Raw genomic sequence first — 17,260 nt, forward strand, 5'->3', positions numbered from 1 at the left:
GTGTCGCATGTACGACGCCATGGTGAACAGATTCTGACCACCGCGCACCCGCTGCCCCGACGATCTACGCCAGGTACTCGACCAAATACGGGACCACCCAGATACGGACTAACTGATTAGTGAGGCCCGTGTGAGGCGGATAAATACAGCAAGATCCTCGATGAGTTCGGCTGTGCCGTCCAACGCGGCTTACTGGACAGCCATGTCAAGACATCGGCTATCTCGCTCGCTGACGCCCCGGGCACCGGTAGGCTGGCCGCTGAGCCGAGGACAGACCCATAGGCAAATAACTCCTAAGCAGCGCGGCCTCTGAACTCAGACGGCAGGCCATGCCTGGTGAGCTCGTCACGATTTCGTCGCCGTCAAGGCAGCAGGCCGGCAGGCGTTTCTGCGTCGGTCTATCGACTTGGTCGACGGAGACCGGACCCTGCCCGAACCAGATCGGGGTCGCCGTGCAGAATCCGCCCGCCGCAGCTACTTCCTCCGCCTGGCACTACTTCCGTCCGAGGCTCGGGCGAGGCGACGCTCCGGCAGAGTGGGGACACGGTGCTGTAGGGCCGGTCGGGTAGTTTATGGCCCACGATGGCCGAGCACCAGGACAACGCCGCGAGCCCGACGAGGACACTGAGCCTCGGCGTGCTCGCGCACATCGACGCCGGCAAGACCTCAACGACTGAGCGGATCCTCTTCGAGGCCGGCGTGATCGCCGAGCCGGGGAGGGTCGATGACGGCACCACCGTCACCGACAGCATGGAGCAGGAGCGACGGCGGGGGATCACCATCCAGGCCGCAGTCACCGCGTTCACCCACGACGGCTGCGCCGTCAGCCTCGTCGACACGCCAGGGCACCCCGACTTCATCGCCGAGATCGAGCGGGTCCTCGACATCCTCGACGGTGCAGTCCTCGTCATCTCGGCCGTCGAGGGTGTGCAGGCGCAGACCCGGATCCTCTTCCGGGCCATGAAGCGCCGAGGCCTGCCTTTCGTGGTCTTCGTCAACAAGATCGACCGCGTCGGAGCCCGCTCGGACCAGTTGCTTGCCGAGATCCGCTCCCGGCTTACCCCGAATGTGCTGTGCCTAGGCGAGCCGATCGAGCTGGGGACACGCGCCGCCCGCTACGAGCCGTACTCCAGCTTCCCGGAGGCGGTCCGCCAAGATGTGATCGAAGTCCTGGCGGACAACGACGAAGAGGTGCTCGACCTGTTCGTCCAGCACGGGTCCGAGATCGACGACGAGGTCCTCCGCCTGTCAGCTCTGCGTGAGGCCCGCCGGGGAACCGTGCACCCCCTCCTGTTCGGTTCGGCCATTTCCGGTACAGGCGTGCCCGAACTCATGGACGCGATCGTCACGTACCTGCCGGCCTCCGCGGCGCCCATCGACGACGATCTGCGAGGGCGGGTGTTCAAGGTCGACCGTGGTCCTGCGGGCGAAAAGATATGTTATGCCAAGGTTCTCTCCGGGATCCTCCGGTCCCGGCAGCGCATCCCGGTAGGCGGGCTGGACCAGCGGGTGACCGCTCTCCAGGTCTTCGAGGAGGGCGCCGCGGTGCCCGTCGGCGCTGTCGAGGCGGGGCGGATCGCCAAGGTTTGGGGCTTCGACAAGGCGAAGATCGGAGACGAGATCGGAGCTGGCGGGTCGGCGCCGCGCGCTTCGTATTTCGCCCGCCCGTTTCTCGAGTCCGCGGTGCGAGCGACGAACCCCCGTGCCCGGGGGAAGCTGTATCAGTCCCTCGCCCAGCTTTCCGAGCAGGACCCGCTGATCGGACTCCGCCAGGATGACCGCGCTCAGGCGCTGTACGTCTCGCTTTACGGCGAGGTGCAGAAGGAGGTCATCCAGGAGACGCTGGCGACCGAGTTCCAGGTCGAAGCGGAGTTCAGCCCCTCCACCATCGTCCACGTCGAGCGGGTGGTCGGGGTCGGCAAGGCGCTCGACGAAGCACCCGACCCGTTCATCGCGACAATCGGGCTGCGGGTGGAGCCGGGCCCGGTCGGGTCGGGTCGTTCTTTCGCACTGGAGATCAACACCGGGAGCGTGCCCTCGTCCTTCTACAAGGCAGTGGAGGATGCGGCGATGCGGACCCTGATGGAGGGGCTGTACGGCTGGGAGGTGGTGGACTGCATTGTCACAATGACTAGGGGGATCCTTCACCGCGACTGGGCTACGAGCACGGCCGCCGACCACCGGAAGCTCGCCCCGCTGACGGTGATGGATGCCCTACGTCGGGCGACCACCGAGGTCCACGAGCCGATCCAGTCGTTCCACCTGGAGTGCCCGACGGACACTCTCGGCGGCCTCGTGAAAGCCATGGCGGAGTTCGGCGAGATCACGTCCGAGCCGCTTATAAAGGCGGGTACGTGCATCGTCGAGGGCAACGTCCGCGCCGCAAAGGTCCCAGACCTCCAGGCACTCATCCCCGGGATGACCCGCGGCGAAGGCTTCCTCGAGACGGAGTTCAGCCATTACGCACGAGTGGCCGGCAAGTTCCCCACCCGGCCCCGGACCGACCTCAACCCGCTGAACCGCGGCGATTACCTGCGCCAAGTCACCTAATACAGCGTCTCGACATTCCTGTGCGACGAACCGTGCCTAATCCGTTCACTGTCAGGTGAGCTTCCTTCGGGTTCGCGATGAGCGGGCCAGAGCGGGGCCAGAGCGGTCTTCAGTGTGGAGACGAAGTACTCCGTGACCGTGTCGAGGAATCACTGACCGATCCCATCAATGAAAGAAACCCGTGATCATCGAGAAGGCGAGAGAGTCGCAAGGATGGGTAGTACTCCGCGCTGCGGTTCACCGAACACCTCGCGCTGGAAAGGATCGCCCCTCTGTCAGACAGCCGGGTCCTGTGACTTACCGGCAAGCGGCGGAGACGCTGGAACGGTTCACCTAGCGTTGACTGCCGAGTGGGCTCCTTCCGATCGTCCAGGACATCGATCAGCCTGGGGGTCGCTCCCATCGCCGCCACTACGACACGAACCGCTCACCCTCTACCGCGAAGAGCCCATTGACCGTCGGTGCCGACCTGAGTCACTCTGTGAGCTGAGTCCTGCGCAACGGAGGTAGCGCCATGCACGAGTCCATCCTCGGGAAGAAGCCCGCCTTCTTCCCGTTCGTCTCCGCCGAGGTCTTCTTCGAGGCGGACGCTGGCACGGGCCTGGAGGATCTGGAGGTCCTGGAGGACGTCGACCTCGAGTCCGAGCTCGACGAGCTTCTCAGCACCTGACAGCGCGCGGGGCCACACGTTCCCGACCGACGGAGCAGACTCGGCCGCACCCTCGCCGCGAACGCCCGAGGAAAACGCTGGGATGGACATGGCAGCGCAGAGGGCCGTCGGGCGATCGGGTAGAAACGCGTTCCAGGCGGTGATGGTCGGGCTCGAGGTTCCGGACGATCGCCCCCTGGACATCTTCTCGGAGTCGTTGTCTCGGGCGATCGCCGAGCATGCCTGGCACCACTTCGGGTTCCCGTTCACCCAGGTGTTCGAACCGGCGGTGCTGTTTGAGATTGCCCTGATCGAGGGTATCGACCCACGCGCCCTCGCTACCCTCGACTACTGCCCCACCGCCACGACGCGACGGCTCGGCGACGCCGTTGCGGCCCGCGCCGAGTTATCGGTGACCGAACTTGTAAACGTGGCGTCGATCCTGATCTGCGCAGGCCGATTCTCCCTGGCGAGTGAGCTGGTCGGCCTCGGCACGGGCCGATTGACTTCCACGCGGGAGGACTTCGAGCTCGCCTGGCTGCGTTTCGTGATCTCCAACCGGGTCGATGACGGCGCTAGCTCGCCCGAGGCATTCGACCGCATGCGCCGAGCGATCAAGGGCGGCGGGGTCCCGCCTGCTCGGGCCCTGGACGCCTGCACCCAGGCGGTGGTGTGGTACGTCAAGCGGCGGGAGGTCTCGGCCGAGATCTTCCGCTGGTTCGCCCAGCACGGCACCGACCTGACCGCATCGGGCTCGGACGACCTGACAGGCGAAGGGCTGTCGGCGTGGTACCGCGGCGTCGCCATGGTGCCCGCGGCCACCGGGCGAGCCGCGTCGACGCGGCGGTACATGAGGAAGGCGCTGGAGGCGGCTGAGGTCGCCGAGCGGGTGCGGCCCGGGTCCGACGCCCGCAACGCCCGCAAGACCTACTACGAGTCGACGATAAAAGAACACCTCTACGTCACCGGTGACCTCGACGCAGCCCGCGACGCCGGCTTGGCGCTCATCGACCTCGATCCCGTGTGGTCGCTCAGCGTCGGCGAGCTCGCCGAGGTGCACGAGCGTAGAGGCGAGACCGACCAAGCCGCCGAGCTCTACGAGCGGGCGGTCGGCCTCGGTCCGCCCTCGGTCGGCCACCACCTCCATCGCGCGGCGCGGTGCCGCATCGCCTTGGGCCAGCACGACCTCGCCCTTGAGCACTACCTGGCGTTGCTCTCGCTCGACCCGCGCGATCCCTCCATCCGGCGAGAAGCGGCCGAGGTCGTAGCGGTGGTCGACGGCGGTGCTAACCTGCTAGCGGCGCTCGCTGGTCGACCTACCCCCGCCGGCGACCTCGGCGGATGATGCGCCCCCCGGCCTGGCGTCACGACCCGGTCAAGTCGGTGGTGGCCGATCGCGCCCAGCCGAACCGCATGCCCCAATGGGCTGAGGAGCCGGCGGTGTGCGGCTACCGCCGACTCCGCCGCACCATCGGCGACAACGACGTCGCGGTCCCGATCTGCGCGACCCCGGTGGCGGTCAGCGGAGTCGGGGTGGTTGTCCCCGCTTACGACGGCACGATCCGGCTCTGCAGCCGTGACCTCGGCAAGCAGTTCTGGCAGCTGCGCCTCGACGGCCCCTTCTACGCGTCGCCGGTCGTCGACCACCGGCGTCAGTGCGTCGTGGTGGCGACGACGACAGGAACGGTGGCCAGCCTGAGCTTAAGGGGGAGGATGTCCTGGACGGCTGTCGTCGGCCATCCCGTCTTCGCCACGCCCACCGTAGTACCGGCGGAGGACTTGCTCGTTCTGGCGCTCTTCGAGAGCGTGTGCGTCGGTCTCGACTTGGAGACCGGGACCGAGCGTTTCCGGCGTCGTCTTCCCGAGCCGTGGTCCATCCGGCATGGCGGGTCGGCGGCGTTCCGCGACCCCTACGCAAGCCCTGTCGCCGCCGAGTCGGGCACGATCGTCGTCGCCTGCGCGGAGCATGTGGTGGCGCTGGCCCCCGACGGCTCAACGCAGTGGGAAGTTGAGGTGGGCCACGCTGTCCGTGCCTCGCCGGTCGCCCTGCACGACCGTGGCGAGGTGGCGGTGGTGGGGGTGGACGGGCGCTGCCGCTTCGTGTCGTCAGACACCGGACATCTACTCGGCGAGGTCGACCTTGGCGGGAAGGTCACGGCCAGCCCCGCAGTGTCCGGTGGGACCCTGGCCGTCGGTATCGCCGGGGGCGACGTCCACGGCGTCGATGTGGCGACCAGGTCAGTGCGATGGACCGCGCCGCACCAGGCGCCTCGCGACCATACATCGTTGACGATCCTCCCCGACGGCGCCTTCGTCACCACCAACGCCCGCGGGAACATCGTCGCCCTCAATGCTGGCGACGGACGATTCCGCTGGGAGTCCAGCCAGCTCCTGGGCCTGGCGGAGCACGACCCTGCGATCGACACGACGCCGGTGGTTGAGCCGTGCGGGAGCATGTATAGCGGTTCATACTCGGGGGTCCTTTACCACCACCTGTTCCGCCCACTGGGCGACCGGTGACGGCGGTCGGCGTCGGCGTGGGCTGGGAGCCTCGGGCGCGTGTCTCCGGGCTGGTCGACCGCCTCGACGCCCTCGTGGCGCCGGAGGCGGGAGCAGATGAGGTATGGCCCGCACTCGCCGTGGCCCACCTCGACCTCGCGCACCTCGCGGTGCATCTCGAGGGAAACGATCGCCATCTCGCGATGGGCCAGGTCGCGTCCCGTGCCCTAGAGGCAATTGCCGACCCCGGCCGCTGCCTTCGGGCCGCAGCTGCGCTGGCCCGGGCCCCGGTGGTAGACGGTTGGTGGCCGCCGACGCCGTGGGCCGCCGAAATGAGCCGCCGGGGCACGGGCCGCGACGTGGAGTTCCGGGCTGAGATCGCAGCGGCGACGACCGAGATCGTCGGCGTGCTGGCAGCCATCGACCACGACCGCCGGGCGCTCATCGAGCGCCTTGTCGGGCGCACCCTTCCGGGCCACCCTGCGGCGGCCATCGCCGGGGTCCTGGCCGCCATTGCCGATTCGGAGGTCCGGGGCAAGGTGGTCGCGGCCTGGCACCGGCTCGGTCAGCGGCGCGAGCCGGACCTCATCGCAGCCGTGGATAGGGCCGTCGCTGCGCGTCGGCAACACGCGGCCCAGCACGGCCACGACTCGGTCGTGGCACAGACGTTTGCGCGCTGCGGGGTCGACGCCGTCGGCGTCGAAGCCTTCCTTGTGGACACCCTGGACCGGGCCCGTCGTCGCCGGCTCGACCTCCTGCGCCTCCTGGGCGAGACGACGGGCGCGACCGATGCTCCGCTGCTCTACCTGGCGCGTGCCGCGGCGGTCATCCGAGGCGAAGCCCCTCAGCCACGGCTCCCCTTGGACGGCTGCCTCGAGGCTGCCGCCGCCGTCGCCGAGCGCGTATTCGGCGTCGAGCTAGGGGGTGCTCGGATCTCCGGAGGCGGCCCGTTCGTCTTGCCGGTCCGCACCGGGGCGGGAGTCGTCGGGACCATCCAGGTGGACCTCGTTCCGTCCGGCCCTCATGGCCGCCGGCCAGTCGACGACGACGGCATCGTCGCTGGGTCGGCCACCTGCCGGACGGCGCACATGCTGGCGATCGTCGACGGAGGGGAGCGTGGGCCCGTCCTGACCTTCGACGCGGCACGCTCGCTCTTCCACGAGGTCGGCCACGCCCTCGACCACGTCATGCTGGCCGAGCCGTGGCCCACGGTCACCGGGCTGGATGCCCAGCCACTCGAGCACTTCGAGGAGATGAGCACGTGGTGGGAGCTGCTGGCATTCCACCCTGACCTTGGGCGGGTCGTCGGCCTCGATCCCGACCTCGTGGAGGGCCTCGACCGTGCCCGCCGCCTTCGGGCGCTGGAGGCGGGGAGCCTGGACCTGGTCCGCGCGTGGGTCGCCTTGCTCGACCTCCGGCTCCACCAGAGTGGACGTGACAGCGTTGCAGATGTGCAGGCCGAATTGGTCGCCGGTCGGGGAGTACCCGATCCCCCGGACCTCGGCACCCTGGCCGGCTACCTCGTCGCCATGGTCTTCCGCCAACACCCTGGCGCCGGCTTCCTCTATCCGTGGGCTGCGGCGAGAGCCGCTGAACTCGCCGACGACCTCCTGGGGACGCCGTGGGAGGCGATGGCTCCCACGGCGGGCACCGACGCCTTGCTCCGGAGCCGCACATCGCCCCGCACGCCGCGTCGACCGCCGTCGGCCGCGGCCCTCGACGCCCTGCCCGAGGGGGTAGGCGTGTGACAGCGGGACGCGCCGTCGTCCTCGGCGCCAGCTCGGGCCTCGGCGCCCACGTTGCCCGGCGCCTGGCCGAGGAGGGGTGGTTGGTGACCGGCACCGGGCGCCGTTCCCGTAGCGACACCGACCTGCCCGACGAGGTGCATTACCTCCGGTCTGACCTCGCCGACGACGAGCACCTGCGCGAGCTTGGCGCCCACCTGCGGGAGGTCGACCCGGACCTCGTCGTACACAGTGCTGTCACTTATGGTGACCACACTGCCACGCCCTGGTCCGTCGAGGACCTCGGTGCCATGTTCAGGGTCAACGCCATCGCCCCGTTCGTCGTGGTCCGGGATCATCTCGCCGGCCTCCCAGCTGAGAGGGCCTGCTCTTGCGTGATCGTGAACTCCGACTCGATCTACCGCGCTAACGACAAGTCCGCCGAGTATGCCGCGACCAAGGCAGCGCTCCGCGTCCTGACTGCCGGCCTCGCCAGCGCGTGCCGGGGGCGCCGGTCCAGCGTGTCGACCCTCGCGCTTGGGCCGCTTGCCGACCCCCGCAAGCTCGCCGAGATGGGGGCGATCGCCGAGCGTAGGCGGATTCCGGCAGAGGAAGTCGTGCGGATCTTTCTCGCCCGACTCAACCCGTCGCTAGTGATCACCGAACTGATCGATCTGGAGGCTTGCCTGCGGAGTGTGCTGCACATCGCCTCGCTCGGCCCGACCGCTAACGGTATGGTGATCAAGCTGGATGGAGGGTCGTCGGGCTCGCTGGTGTGAGTGCGCGGCATCGGACTCGGCCGACGGGTCACCAGGCGACAAGGACCGTGTCCACGGCATGGAACACCGTCCGCCCCGGCCACCCCGGAGCGGGAACGGGGGCGGCGAGGTGCAGCCCAGGTAGGCGGGAAAGCAGCCGCTCCAGGACGACCTCGATTTCCAGGCGCGCCAGATGTTGGCCTAGGCATCTGTGAATCCCGTGCCCGAACGCCACGTGGGCGCGGGTGTCGCGGTGGATGTCGAGGACATCGGGGCGCGGGTAGACCTCCGGGTCATGGTTGGCGGCGGCGGTGAGCGCTACGATCCCCTCCCCAGCAGGGATGGTCACCCCACCCACCTCGACGTCGGTCCGTGCGACCCGGGCGGTCACCATGTCGGCGATTGACAGGTACCGCAGCAGCTCTTCGACGGCCTTGCCGACAAGGCTTCGGTCGCCTACCAGCTCGCTCCACACGCTCGGGTGCTCAAGGAGGGCGACGACGCCGAGCGCAATCATCGACGAAGTGGTCTCATGCCCGGCCGTGAGCAGGCCGCCTGCCAGCTGCACCAGCTGTTCGTGGTCGAACTCGCCGTGCGCCTCGTAGCGCGCGACCAGTCGCCCCAGAATGTCGTCGGCGTGCGCCTCGCGCTTGGCGTGCACGAGGTCCGAGACGAGATGGTGGAGCCGGCTCGACCCGGCCTCAATCTCCTCGGGCTGCCCACGGTGGCTGAGCACCAGCCGTGACAGCCGCTGCACGATAGATCGGTCGGTCTCGGGCACCCCGATCAGCTCGCTGATTACCGCCGCCGGGACGGTGTCGGCCAGGACCGCGACCAGGTCGGCCGGTTGCGGCTCGGCTTCGAATGCGTCGATCCGCTCGTCGACGATCTGCTCGACACGGGAGCGGAGCCGGGCGATAGGGCGGACGCCGAACTCCTTCGCGACCCGACGACGGTGGTGGGTGTGCTCAGGAGGGTCCATCCCGGAGTAGGTGAGCTTCGGCGGAACGCCGTGTGCGTCGCGGTGCCGGCGCACGGGGAATAGCGGGGGGAAGCCTGGGTGCGAGTGCTCGGAGCTAACGCGGCTGTCGGACAGCACGCGGCGGACGTCCTCATGCCGGGTCACCAGCCACACGGGCTGGCCTGAGGCGAAGGCGGCACGGACGACCGGCGTGTCCGCCCGCAGCGTCGCGTACAGCGAGGGGGGATCACCAGTGGCGGTGCGGGGCCAGGGGAACGGCTCGATCGGCGCCGCCCCGTCAGCGCCGTCGGCCATGGGCGGCCAGGCCCTCAGTAACGCACTGCAGCAGAGCGTCGAGGTCGTCGTCGGAATAGATCAGCGCGGGCAGGAGCTGGATGCAGCTCGGACCCGGGTGCACAAGCGCCCCCGCGTCGCGGATGGCCGTCACGGCCGCCTGGACCTCTTCCGGCGGCAAGGGCCTTTCAGCGTCGCCCAGCCGGACCGCCCGGAGGCACCCCGCTCCGGTCGTCGCCGTCACGATGTCCAGCTCGTCCTCCAGCTGGGTGAGGAGCGAGTCGAGGCGCCGACCGAGCCGAGCGGATGCGGCCACGGCGTCGAGGCGCTCCATCTCCGAGATCGTGGCGCTGATGGCGGCGCATGCGACCGGCGTTCCCGCCTGCGTCTCAGCGTGACCCAAGATCGCGTCGCCCTCGATGAACGCCATTGCCACGTCATGGGACACCAGGACGGCGGCGGCGGCCATCGTCCCGTTGGTGAGGCCTTTGGCGGTGATCAGGATGTCGGGTGACTCAGGCCAGGCCGACGAGGCGAACAGCGCCGTGCCAATCCGCCCGAACCCAGTCGAGACCTCGTCGACGACGAGCAGAAAGCCGTGTTCGCGGCGCAGGTCCAGGAGGGCGGCGACGAACTCGTCAGTGAGGGCCACGGCCCCAGTCCCGACCACCGGCTCGACCACCAGTGCAGCGATCCGGTCTCCCGCTCGATCGAGCAGGACGGATAACGTGTCGGGGTCGTTGGCCGGCACATGGCCGACCAACCGGCGGTCGACCCCATAGATCTCGTGCCCGAGCTGGGCATCGGTGAGGGCGAAGGCCCCGTAGGTCAGGCCGTGGTAGCCGTTGCGCAGGCCGACGATGCCGCGCCGCTGTGCCGCCCCACGCAGGACGTGGACGTGGCGGACCAGCTTCATGGCCATGTCGTTGGCCGAGCCGCCGGAGGTGGCGAAGAGTACGCGGGCGAAGCGGTCGGCACCGGCCACGTCGACGAGCTCGGCCGCCGCCCGCCGGGCGTAGGAGTTCTCATAGCCCCACACGCTCAGATACGAGGCATCGCGGAGGGCGGCGCTCGCAGCCTCGGCGATCGCGACGTTACCGAAGCCGAGGTTGGCGTTCCAGAGGCCGCTTGTGCCGGCGAGACACTCCCGCCCGTCGGCGAACCGGACCCGCACCCCTTGCGCGGAGACTGCACACATTGAGTCGAGACCCTGCTCGGACGACGGCAGCATCAGTGGCCAAAGTGGGCCGGGGGCAGCGCCTTGGCTGTCGATCTTCCGCGCCGCGGTCACGAGCCCGTACCCGCCTTCTGGTCGAGGTGATCGGCCCGCTCAAGGTCGGCGCCGTCGGTGAAGGCCTGCGACATGTCGACCTTCCACAGGTAGGCCATCCAGAAGTCGGCGCCCCGGAACGCGGTGCGGATGCACCGGGCGTCGCGGAGGTCGGCGTTGCGGAGGTCGGTCCGGCAAAGCGACGCCTCGGTCAGGTTCGCCCCCTTGAGGCTGGCGCTGTAGAGATCGCTCCCCGCGAGGTCGGCGCCGGTCAGGTCGGCATACGCTAGCTCGGCCTTGACCAAGTCGGCCCCCCGCAGGTCGGCCTCGCCCAAGTGGGCACCCCGCAGGCGGGCACTTCGGAGCACAGCGCCGCGGAGGCGTGCACCACGCAGGTCGACGCCGGCGCCGTGCGCCCGCAACAGGCGCCACCCTTCGATCACCCACACGTCCAAGACCTCGACGGCATCGGGAGCGAGCGCGACCAGGGCGAACAGGTCGAGTCCGGCGTCGGCGTCAGCGAGATCCCGCGCGGTGCGGTGCATTCGACCAGTCGCCAGGCTCGCCGCCACCGCCTCGCGCACGCCCGTCGCGCACGCGGCAGCGGACGAGAGTGGGACGAGTACGTGGCGGTCGGTCGCCGTCCCCCCGGTGACGACCTCAACTGCGACGTCGATGAGGGGGCGTAGGGCCCGTCCGCCCGCGGTCATCATGATGCGATTTTGTAGGCGGTTCTGCCCGGGTCGGGCATCTCGTTGAAGAAGAAGTTGTGGGTCAGGCGGCCGGCGTCCGGGGAAGCGCCGTGGCCCGCGAGGGGAGCGTGGTAATTCTGGCCGCCCCGGAACAGCACGAGCCGGTTGTAGACCGGCGCGATGCGGCCGACCTCCTCCCACTTTGACAGATTGGCCTTGTCGGCGGAGATGACCTGGTCCTCGAACTCGGAGGCATCCGCGTAGCCGAGGGCGCGTGCGTCCCGATCGGTCGGCGGCGACATAAAGCCGCTGGCCCGGTGGCGGTACAGGGCTGTGCCAGCGCTCGGCGGGAGGTCGGGCGTCAGGTACACCATCCCCGCCCAGTCGATGGCGGTGTCGGCGTGGACCTTCGGCCGGGAGCCGGTGTCGGCGGTGATGGACCGGAACCCGCCCCAGGTGAAGCGGACGTCGTCAACGTAGAGGTCGGTGCCGAGCAACTCGCTGAACACCCGTTTCAGGGCGTCGACCTCGAGGATGAGCCGGCTGGCGAACCCAGGGTAATCAGTCGGTTCGATGTTGGCGTAGTCCGAGGTCAGGGCCCGAGCGCGCACGGCATCGGGGTTGGTGTAGAAATCGTCCACGATCACGACACGGTTGTTTATGGCGTTCTCCTTCGCTACGAGACGGGATCGGGGACTAGAAAGGCGCGGGCCAGCAGGCTGGCGCAGTGCTCGGGTCCGGACTCGGGCTGGGCGACGCTCCACATACACGCTAACGATCGGCGGAAGACGAACAGCCGGTCGACCTCTACGGGCAGGTGGAGCGTCAGCTCCCACTCCGGCTCGCCCTGGTCGCCCTGCGACGTTGGTCGGAGCACGGACAAGCCCCCGGGGGCCGGACCCTCGACACCGGCGAGGACGTGGAGGCCGACCCAGCCGTCGCCGTCGCCCCAGGGATGGCCTAGGCGACCAGCCGCGAGGCGGACGAGCCGGGCCAGCACCGGCTCCTTGGCAGCGGCGAGGCCCAGGATGAGGCGCAGACCCTCGGCCTCCTCGGGGGCGGTGGTGGTGTCGGCCTGCCCCACAACCTGGCCATCGCCCGCGGAGACCGACCACAAGGCAGCATCGGCGTCGTATACGGCGCGGGCCACGGCATCGCGACGGAAGCCGTCGACCACGTGGATCATCTTTAACATCGGCCCGGCGGCCCCTCGTCGTCAGGTCTTGTAGCTAGCCATCAGGCCCGTGGTGGTGCCGATGAACGCGCTTAGGAGCCTTGGGCTTCGCATCACGGCACGGTTGTAGGTGGTGATGGCCCGCGCCTCGGTGTCCGGCAGACTGCCCGGGACGCGCTCGGGACCGTAGTTCCCTTGGGCGAAGGCATCGTCCGCGAGGAGCAGGCCGCCGCTGCGCACCAGCCCGAAGCACAGCCTGAGGTACTCGGGGTAGGAGCGCTTGTCAGCGTCGATGAACAGGAGGTCGACGCTGTCGGGCTCCATCGTCGCGAGGTGATCGGCGGCCGGGCCGACGACGACGTCGACGCGGTCTGCGACGCCGGCCCGTTCGAGGTACCGGACGGCTAACTCGGCGAGCTCGGGATCGAGCTCCAGCGACGTAAGCCGCCCCCCCTCGGGCAGGCCGCGCGCCAGGTGGATCGTGGAGTAGCCGAAGTAGGTGCCGATCTCCAGCGCGTGCTGAGGGCGGTGGATGTGGGTCAGCAGCTGGAGGACCTTAGCCGCGTTGTCGTCGACCTGCATAGGTCGCAGGCCCCGCTCGAGCAGCGCCTCGCGGAGGATCTCGTCGAGCAACTCGGGCCGAGACCCGGAGACGGCCCGAACGTACTCCTGGTGCGACATCGTCATGCGGTCGCCCAGCCCGGCGCGGTCGCCGGTAGGATCTTGTCGTAGAACTCGTAGATGGCGGTCGGATCCGGCTCGTCGCTCGGCTCGTCGAAGTCGAAGCACGAGCGGAACTGTCGCCGAACTTCCGATGGCGGCCCCACCGCGGCGACCGAGGTCGCCATCACCGGGAGGAACCTCTCGGCGCTGTCCGCCGCACCCCACAGGTAAGCAAAGTTTGCGCCGGGGTGCGCCTGAAACATCGGCCACGTGAACGGGCTGAGGAAGTCGCCGAAGGTGCAGTGGTCGGCGAGGTCGTAGCGCTCCTCGAGTTCGGCGTACACCTCGGCCAAGCCCGCGGTGGGATGTCGGTGCACCTCCAGGTCGAGCGTAGCCGTGACAGCACGCTCGAGATGCGTCCGCCGGTACTCGAGGCCCTTGACCTGCTGGCAGAGAGTGAGCCCGTCGCGGGCGGTGGCGTCGAGCGCGAAGGCCTCGGCCAGCTCAGGGTGGTACACCCACTTCTCGAACCACATGCTGAGGTTCTCGAGTCGCTCCAAGGGAAGGTACTCAAGGCCCGACTGGTTCGGCAGCCGTTTGACAATGAGCAGGTGGTTGATGGCATGCCCGAACTCGTGGAAGAGGCTGTGCACGTTCTGGAACGTGATGAGGCCGCCCTCCTGGCCGCCGTCCTCGAATCGACACGAGACGTACGCGACCGGCCGCTGGACGACTCCCGCAAAGTCAAGGCGGTTGCGGATCCCGCTAGTCCGGTTGGCGGGCCGGTTGCCACTCTGCCATAGGTCAAAGTTGATGGTCCCGATATCATGGCCACCCTCCGTGACAGCGAAAGCGATAACGTGCGGGCTCCGCCTCGGAAGCTCGACGAGGTCAAGGCCGAATGCGGTGCGGCCCACCTCGGCGAGGAAGGCGAGACAACGATCAAGACGGAAGACGGGTGCCCGACGGCCACCCGTCAACCGGCGGACGTGGTGGCCGAAGTGCTCGATCGGCCGATCGAGGGCACCGGTCAGCTTCCGGATCTCTTCCTCCAGGGCACGGTGGCTGGCCATTGCCCCCCGCACGCAACTGTCCGTGTACCGAACCGCATCCGCCTCGGTCACCCGGCACCGTTCCAGCGTGCGGGCGAGCACGCTCGGATAGCCGATGGCGGCGCTGGATTCACGCCGGAGAATCACTTGCTGGTCGATTAAGTCGACCAGGTCGTTGACGCGCCTGTCTCTGACCTTCTCCCATACCAAGCCGAGCTTGGCCCGCACGGCCGCGCTCTCGGTCCGGCTCGAGAGCCCGTAAAACGTAGCGACCGGGTTGCCGGAGCCGGGATCGGTACCCAGCTTGCGCAGGAGCGCTGCCTGGTCGGCGCGGATGTCTTGGAGGACGGCCTTGGCCGCCGCCAAGAGCTCGGCGGCGCGCGCCGCGACGAGGTTGTCCTGCCCCGTCGGTCTGCGCAGGCGGGCGAGGTAGTCCTGGCGAGAGGTCTCGATGTCCGGGTCGCCGCAGCGCAAGCCGCCAATCGAACGCACGAGGGCGTCCACTAGATCGGCGTCGTCAAAGAACGCGGCCCGCCACGGGAGCAGCTCTTCGTAGCGGACGTGAGCCTCGTTCGACTCCAAGTAGAGGAATATGTAGGCAACGTTGTTGTAGATGGCTGCGATCTCGGCGAAGGTTGCCTCCGTGAGGGCAGGCATGGCCAGGACGTGCCGCAGCCGGTCCATCATCGAGCGTAGATGGCGCTCGGTCTCGACCAGACTCTCCTGGTCCCACTCTGTGATCTGGTCGAAAGTCACACGCACGCCTCGGCCGATTCCGGGTGCCGCACGACCTCCGCGAGGAGGCGAGGCTTAGATTGCTACATGGAGAAGAAGATGTCAATCGCCCACGTCGTGCGCCACCCCGAACCGTCGCACGAGGGTGATGAAAGCTACTACGACTTCCGGGTCGCGGCGGTCTACGCCGCCCTCCATGGCCCGGGTCCGGACACCAACCACTATCGGCGCCTCGCAGGGCCCGGACCGCTCGATGTACTCGACCTCGGATGCGGGACCGGGAGGCTCGGCCTCGTACTGGCCCGGGACGGCCACCACGTGGTTGGGGTCGACCCTTCGGCGGCGATGCTGGCAGAGGCTAGTCGGCGCGACCTAGCTCGCTCTGCCTCGTGGGTCGTCGGCGACGCCCGAGCCCTGCGCCTCGGTCGCCGCTTCGACCTCGTGACAATGACCGGCCACGCCTTCCAGGTGCTACTCGACGACAGCGACACGCGCCTCTTTCTTACCGGCACGTACGCCCACCTGCGGCCCGGCGGCACCCTCGCCTTCGAGACACGCAATCCCGCGGCCCGGGCCTGGACCGACTGGAGCCCGGCTCGGTCGCGCCGGGTAGTCCAGGTCGACGGGCTCGGGCGCGTCGAGGTCTACCACGAGGTGGTCGACGTCGTCGACGAACGGGTGACCTACCGGACGGTGTATTGGTTCGGCCTCGACGGCGACAAGCTGGTGACCACGAGCACGCTCCGCTTCCCGTCCGAGAGGACGGTCACGGCGGCACTCCTCGACGTCGGCTTCGCGCCGGTGACCGTGCGCGGGAGTTGGGACGGCTCGGCCGTCACTCCGGCCTCGCGTGAGCTGGTGGTTGTCGCGGTCCGGCCCTGACTGTCCGGCTGACGACAGTCAGCGATAGGAGTGCGCGTGGAGTGACCGGAGGACCTCAACCACCTCGGTAACGGAGGTGTCGAGCCCGAGCGGGCTCGTTGAGCAGGTCCGCTCGAGGTCCATTCCCACCTCGTTGACGGCGTACCGTTAAGCGCATCATGAACGGGGGTGAGCCGACCGTGCCGATGTCATTCGGGCGGCGCGGCTGGACCGGTGACGAACTGCTGCAGGCCGGTGCCCACCTGTACCGGCTCGATGCTCGCCAGCTCGGGCGGCTTGCCCGGGAGCTGCCAACGGCCCTGCGCCACCGGAGTCTCGCCGAACTCGACCGCGTCCGGGCCCAAGTAGCCGATCCGCTGGGCGACATCGCCGACGCACTGCTTGATCGGCTCGGAGCCGACGGGCCCGGGTTGGTCATCTTGACCGCCGATGGCATCGACGGGCTCTCCGACGGACAGCTCGGGGCGTTGCTGGTCGGCATCTCCGCGCTGATCGGACGGCCGATGGCGCAGAATTCCGACGACGAGTTGGTCGCATCCGTACGGGACACGCGCCCGGCCGATGTCGTCACCGCCCGCGGCTACCTGTCGAACGGGCCGATGCTCATGCACACCGACCCCACGGACGTGGCAGCGCTGCTGTGCCTTCACGCGAGCGCCCGCGGCGGTGCGTCGTTGTTCAGCAGCGCCGAGGCCGTGCGGGACGTACTCGCCAGCGAGGCTCCGACCGACGTGTACCACCGGCTGTGGAACTGGGACCTCCGTGGTCTGCAGGCCCCCGGAGCCAGCCCGTATGTGACGACACCCATCTTCAGCGAGCACGCGGGCCGGCTTAGCTGCCGGTTCGGTTCGTTGATGCTGCGTGAGGGCGCTCGGGCGACGGGGTCGCTCACGTCCGAGGTGGTGGGAGCACTCGACCGGTTCGAAGACGTCGCGAAGAGTGCCTCGCTGACGCTGCGCTACGTGCTCCGCCGGGGCGAGAGTGTGTGGATGGACAACTACCGGGTGCTGCACGGGCGGGACGAGTTCCAAGACCGCCCCGATGCCGGCGGCCGGTCTCGCCACCTGCTCCGGATCTGGCTGTGGAGACATGAGCGGCCCGAGCTCGCGCCAGAACTCGATCCGTTCTCCGAGGCCATGGACTGGCGGTCGATAGCCTGACCCGGGCCGGCCGCCACTCTCACCCTCGTCCTGGGACGAGATTCGACATGAGACAGCGCAAACTAGCCCGATCTCGCCCTGCGAGAGTCGATCAGGGCGCGTCCGCATGATCTTATGGTCGTGAGTGCGATCACTTCCAGGCGCAGGTTGCATCAACTGCCTCGGCCGGGGGTTCGGGGGTCAGCGGCAGCGGTGTA

The 17,260-nt window shown here is 68.8% G+C and carries 15 protein-coding genes; 8 read left to right on the forward strand and 7 right to left on the reverse strand.

The annotated features are described in order from the left end of the window. The first annotated feature begins 582 nt into the window (after window positions 1-582). The 6 genes from AC08OP_RS07270 to AC08OP_RS07295 all read left to right on the forward strand — a co-directional run bounded on the left by AC08OP_RS07270 (window position 583) and on the right by AC08OP_RS07295 (window position 8,201). Window positions 583-2,550 carry a GTP-binding protein gene (locus AC08OP_RS07270; RefSeq protein WP_476613483.1) on the forward strand — a complete coding sequence of 656 codons (1,968 nt, stop codon included), beginning with the start codon at window positions 583-585 and terminating at the stop codon, window positions 2,548-2,550. A 514-nt stretch (window positions 2,551-3,064) separates the two neighbouring features. Beyond that, the gene (locus AC08OP_RS07275) at window positions 3,065-3,220 is read left to right on the forward strand and encodes a hypothetical protein (protein ID WP_476613484.1); all 156 of its coding nucleotides are present in this window, start codon (window positions 3,065-3,067) and stop codon (window positions 3,218-3,220) included. 88 nt (window positions 3,221-3,308) lie between these two features. Next, window positions 3,309-4,544, forward strand: coding sequence for a tetratricopeptide repeat protein (locus AC08OP_RS07280; protein WP_476613485.1), 1,236 nt, complete (start codon window positions 3,309-3,311; stop codon window positions 4,542-4,544). Window positions 4,545-4,639: 95 nt separating this feature from the next. After that, window positions 4,640-5,719, forward strand: a complete 1,080-nt coding sequence (locus AC08OP_RS07285) for an outer membrane protein assembly factor BamB family protein (protein WP_476613486.1) — start codon at window positions 4,640-4,642, stop codon at window positions 5,717-5,719. Continuing rightward, window positions 5,716-7,446 carry a M3 family metallopeptidase gene (locus AC08OP_RS07290; RefSeq protein WP_476613487.1) on the forward strand — a complete coding sequence of 577 codons (1,731 nt, stop codon included), beginning with the start codon at window positions 5,716-5,718 and terminating at the stop codon, window positions 7,444-7,446. Before AC08OP_RS07285 ends, AC08OP_RS07290 begins: the two co-directional genes overlap by 4 nt. Beyond that, on the forward strand, window positions 7,443-8,201 hold the full coding sequence (locus AC08OP_RS07295) for an SDR family NAD(P)-dependent oxidoreductase (RefSeq protein ID WP_476613488.1): 759 nt from the start codon (window positions 7,443-7,445) through the stop codon (window positions 8,199-8,201). Before AC08OP_RS07290 ends, AC08OP_RS07295 begins: the two co-directional genes overlap by 4 nt. Before the next feature lie 28 nt (window positions 8,202-8,229). Here AC08OP_RS07295 and AC08OP_RS07300 read toward each other — a convergent pair whose 3' ends face one another. Genes AC08OP_RS07300 through AC08OP_RS07330 form a run of 7 tightly spaced genes read right to left on the reverse strand, consistent with a single transcriptional unit; the run spans window position 8,230 to window position 15,048 of the window. After that, on the reverse strand, window positions 8,230-9,456 hold the full coding sequence (locus AC08OP_RS07300; RefSeq protein ID WP_476613489.1) for a cytochrome P450: 1,227 nt from the start codon (window positions 9,454-9,456) through the stop codon (window positions 8,230-8,232). Continuing rightward, window positions 9,440-10,666 carry a daptide-type RiPP biosynthesis aminotransferase gene (mpaD, locus tag AC08OP_RS07305; RefSeq protein ID WP_476613496.1) on the reverse strand — a complete coding sequence of 409 codons (1,227 nt, stop codon included), beginning with the start codon at window positions 10,664-10,666 and terminating at the stop codon, window positions 9,440-9,442. Before mpaD ends, AC08OP_RS07300 begins: the two co-directional genes overlap by 17 nt. Window positions 10,667-10,722: 56 nt before the next feature. After that, window positions 10,723-11,415 (reverse strand): pentapeptide repeat-containing protein, encoded by a 693-nt coding sequence (locus AC08OP_RS07310; protein WP_476613490.1) that lies wholly within the window; start codon window positions 11,413-11,415, stop codon window positions 10,723-10,725. Beyond that, window positions 11,415-12,044 carry a DUF6445 family protein gene (locus AC08OP_RS07315; protein ID WP_476613491.1) on the reverse strand — a complete coding sequence of 210 codons (630 nt, stop codon included), beginning with the start codon at window positions 12,042-12,044 and terminating at the stop codon, window positions 11,415-11,417. Before AC08OP_RS07315 ends, AC08OP_RS07310 begins: the two co-directional genes overlap by 1 nt. A 29-nt stretch (window positions 12,045-12,073) precedes the next feature. After that, complete coding sequence (locus tag AC08OP_RS07320; protein ID WP_476613492.1) at window positions 12,074-12,592, reverse strand: hypothetical protein; 519 nt, start codon at window positions 12,590-12,592, stop codon at window positions 12,074-12,076. Window positions 12,593-12,613: 21 nt separating this feature from the next. Next, window positions 12,614-13,258, reverse strand: a complete 645-nt coding sequence (locus AC08OP_RS07325) for an O-methyltransferase (protein WP_476613493.1) — start codon at window positions 13,256-13,258, stop codon at window positions 12,614-12,616. Next, window positions 13,255-15,048 carry a M3 family metallopeptidase gene (locus tag AC08OP_RS07330; RefSeq protein WP_476613494.1) on the reverse strand — a complete coding sequence of 598 codons (1,794 nt, stop codon included), beginning with the start codon at window positions 15,046-15,048 and terminating at the stop codon, window positions 13,255-13,257. Before AC08OP_RS07330 ends, AC08OP_RS07325 begins: the two co-directional genes overlap by 4 nt. A 72-nt stretch (window positions 15,049-15,120) precedes the next feature. Here AC08OP_RS07330 and AC08OP_RS07335 point away from each other — a divergent pair, with 72 nt between their 5' ends. After that, window positions 15,121-15,903, forward strand: a complete 783-nt coding sequence (locus AC08OP_RS07335) for a class I SAM-dependent DNA methyltransferase (protein WP_476613495.1) — start codon at window positions 15,121-15,123, stop codon at window positions 15,901-15,903. 185 nt (window positions 15,904-16,088) lie between these two features. Beyond that, entirely contained in the window at window positions 16,089-17,063 is a 975-nt protein-coding gene (locus AC08OP_RS07340; protein WP_476613497.1) for a TauD/TfdA family dioxygenase, read from the forward strand. Window positions 17,064-17,260: the final 197 nt, after the last annotated feature.

This window comes from Frankia sp. CeRuru1, assembly GCF_977966315.1.

Excerpts from the sequence above, each read along its gene's own strand:
- AC08OP_RS07270 (WP_476613483.1), top strand. The coding sequence starts at position 583 with ATGGCCGAGCACCAGGACAACGCCGCGAGCCCGACGAGGACACTGAGC.
- AC08OP_RS07275 (WP_476613484.1), top strand. The coding sequence starts at position 3,065 with ATGCACGAGTCCATCCTCGGGAAGAAGCCCGCCTTCTTCCCGTTCGTC.
- AC08OP_RS07280 (WP_476613485.1), top strand. The coding sequence starts at position 3,309 with ATGGCAGCGCAGAGGGCCGTCGGGCGATCGGGTAGAAACGCGTTCCAG.
- AC08OP_RS07300 (WP_476613489.1), bottom strand. The coding sequence starts at position 9,456 with ATGGCCGACGGCGCTGACGGGGCGGCGCCGATCGAGCCGTTCCCCTGG.
- mpaD (WP_476613496.1), bottom strand. The coding sequence starts at position 10,666 with ATGCTGCCGTCGTCCGAGCAGGGTCTCGACTCAATGTGTGCAGTCTCC.
- AC08OP_RS07310 (WP_476613490.1), bottom strand. The coding sequence starts at position 11,415 with ATGACCGCGGGCGGACGGGCCCTACGCCCCCTCATCGACGTCGCAGTT.
- AC08OP_RS07320 (WP_476613492.1), bottom strand. The coding sequence starts at position 12,592 with ATGTTAAAGATGATCCACGTGGTCGACGGCTTCCGTCGCGATGCCGTG.
- AC08OP_RS07325 (WP_476613493.1), bottom strand. The coding sequence starts at position 13,258 with ATGACGATGTCGCACCAGGAGTACGTTCGGGCCGTCTCCGGGTCTCGG.
- AC08OP_RS07335 (WP_476613495.1), top strand. The coding sequence starts at position 15,121 with ATGTCAATCGCCCACGTCGTGCGCCACCCCGAACCGTCGCACGAGGGT.
- AC08OP_RS07340 (WP_476613497.1), top strand. The coding sequence starts at position 16,089 with ATGTCATTCGGGCGGCGCGGCTGGACCGGTGACGAACTGCTGCAGGCC.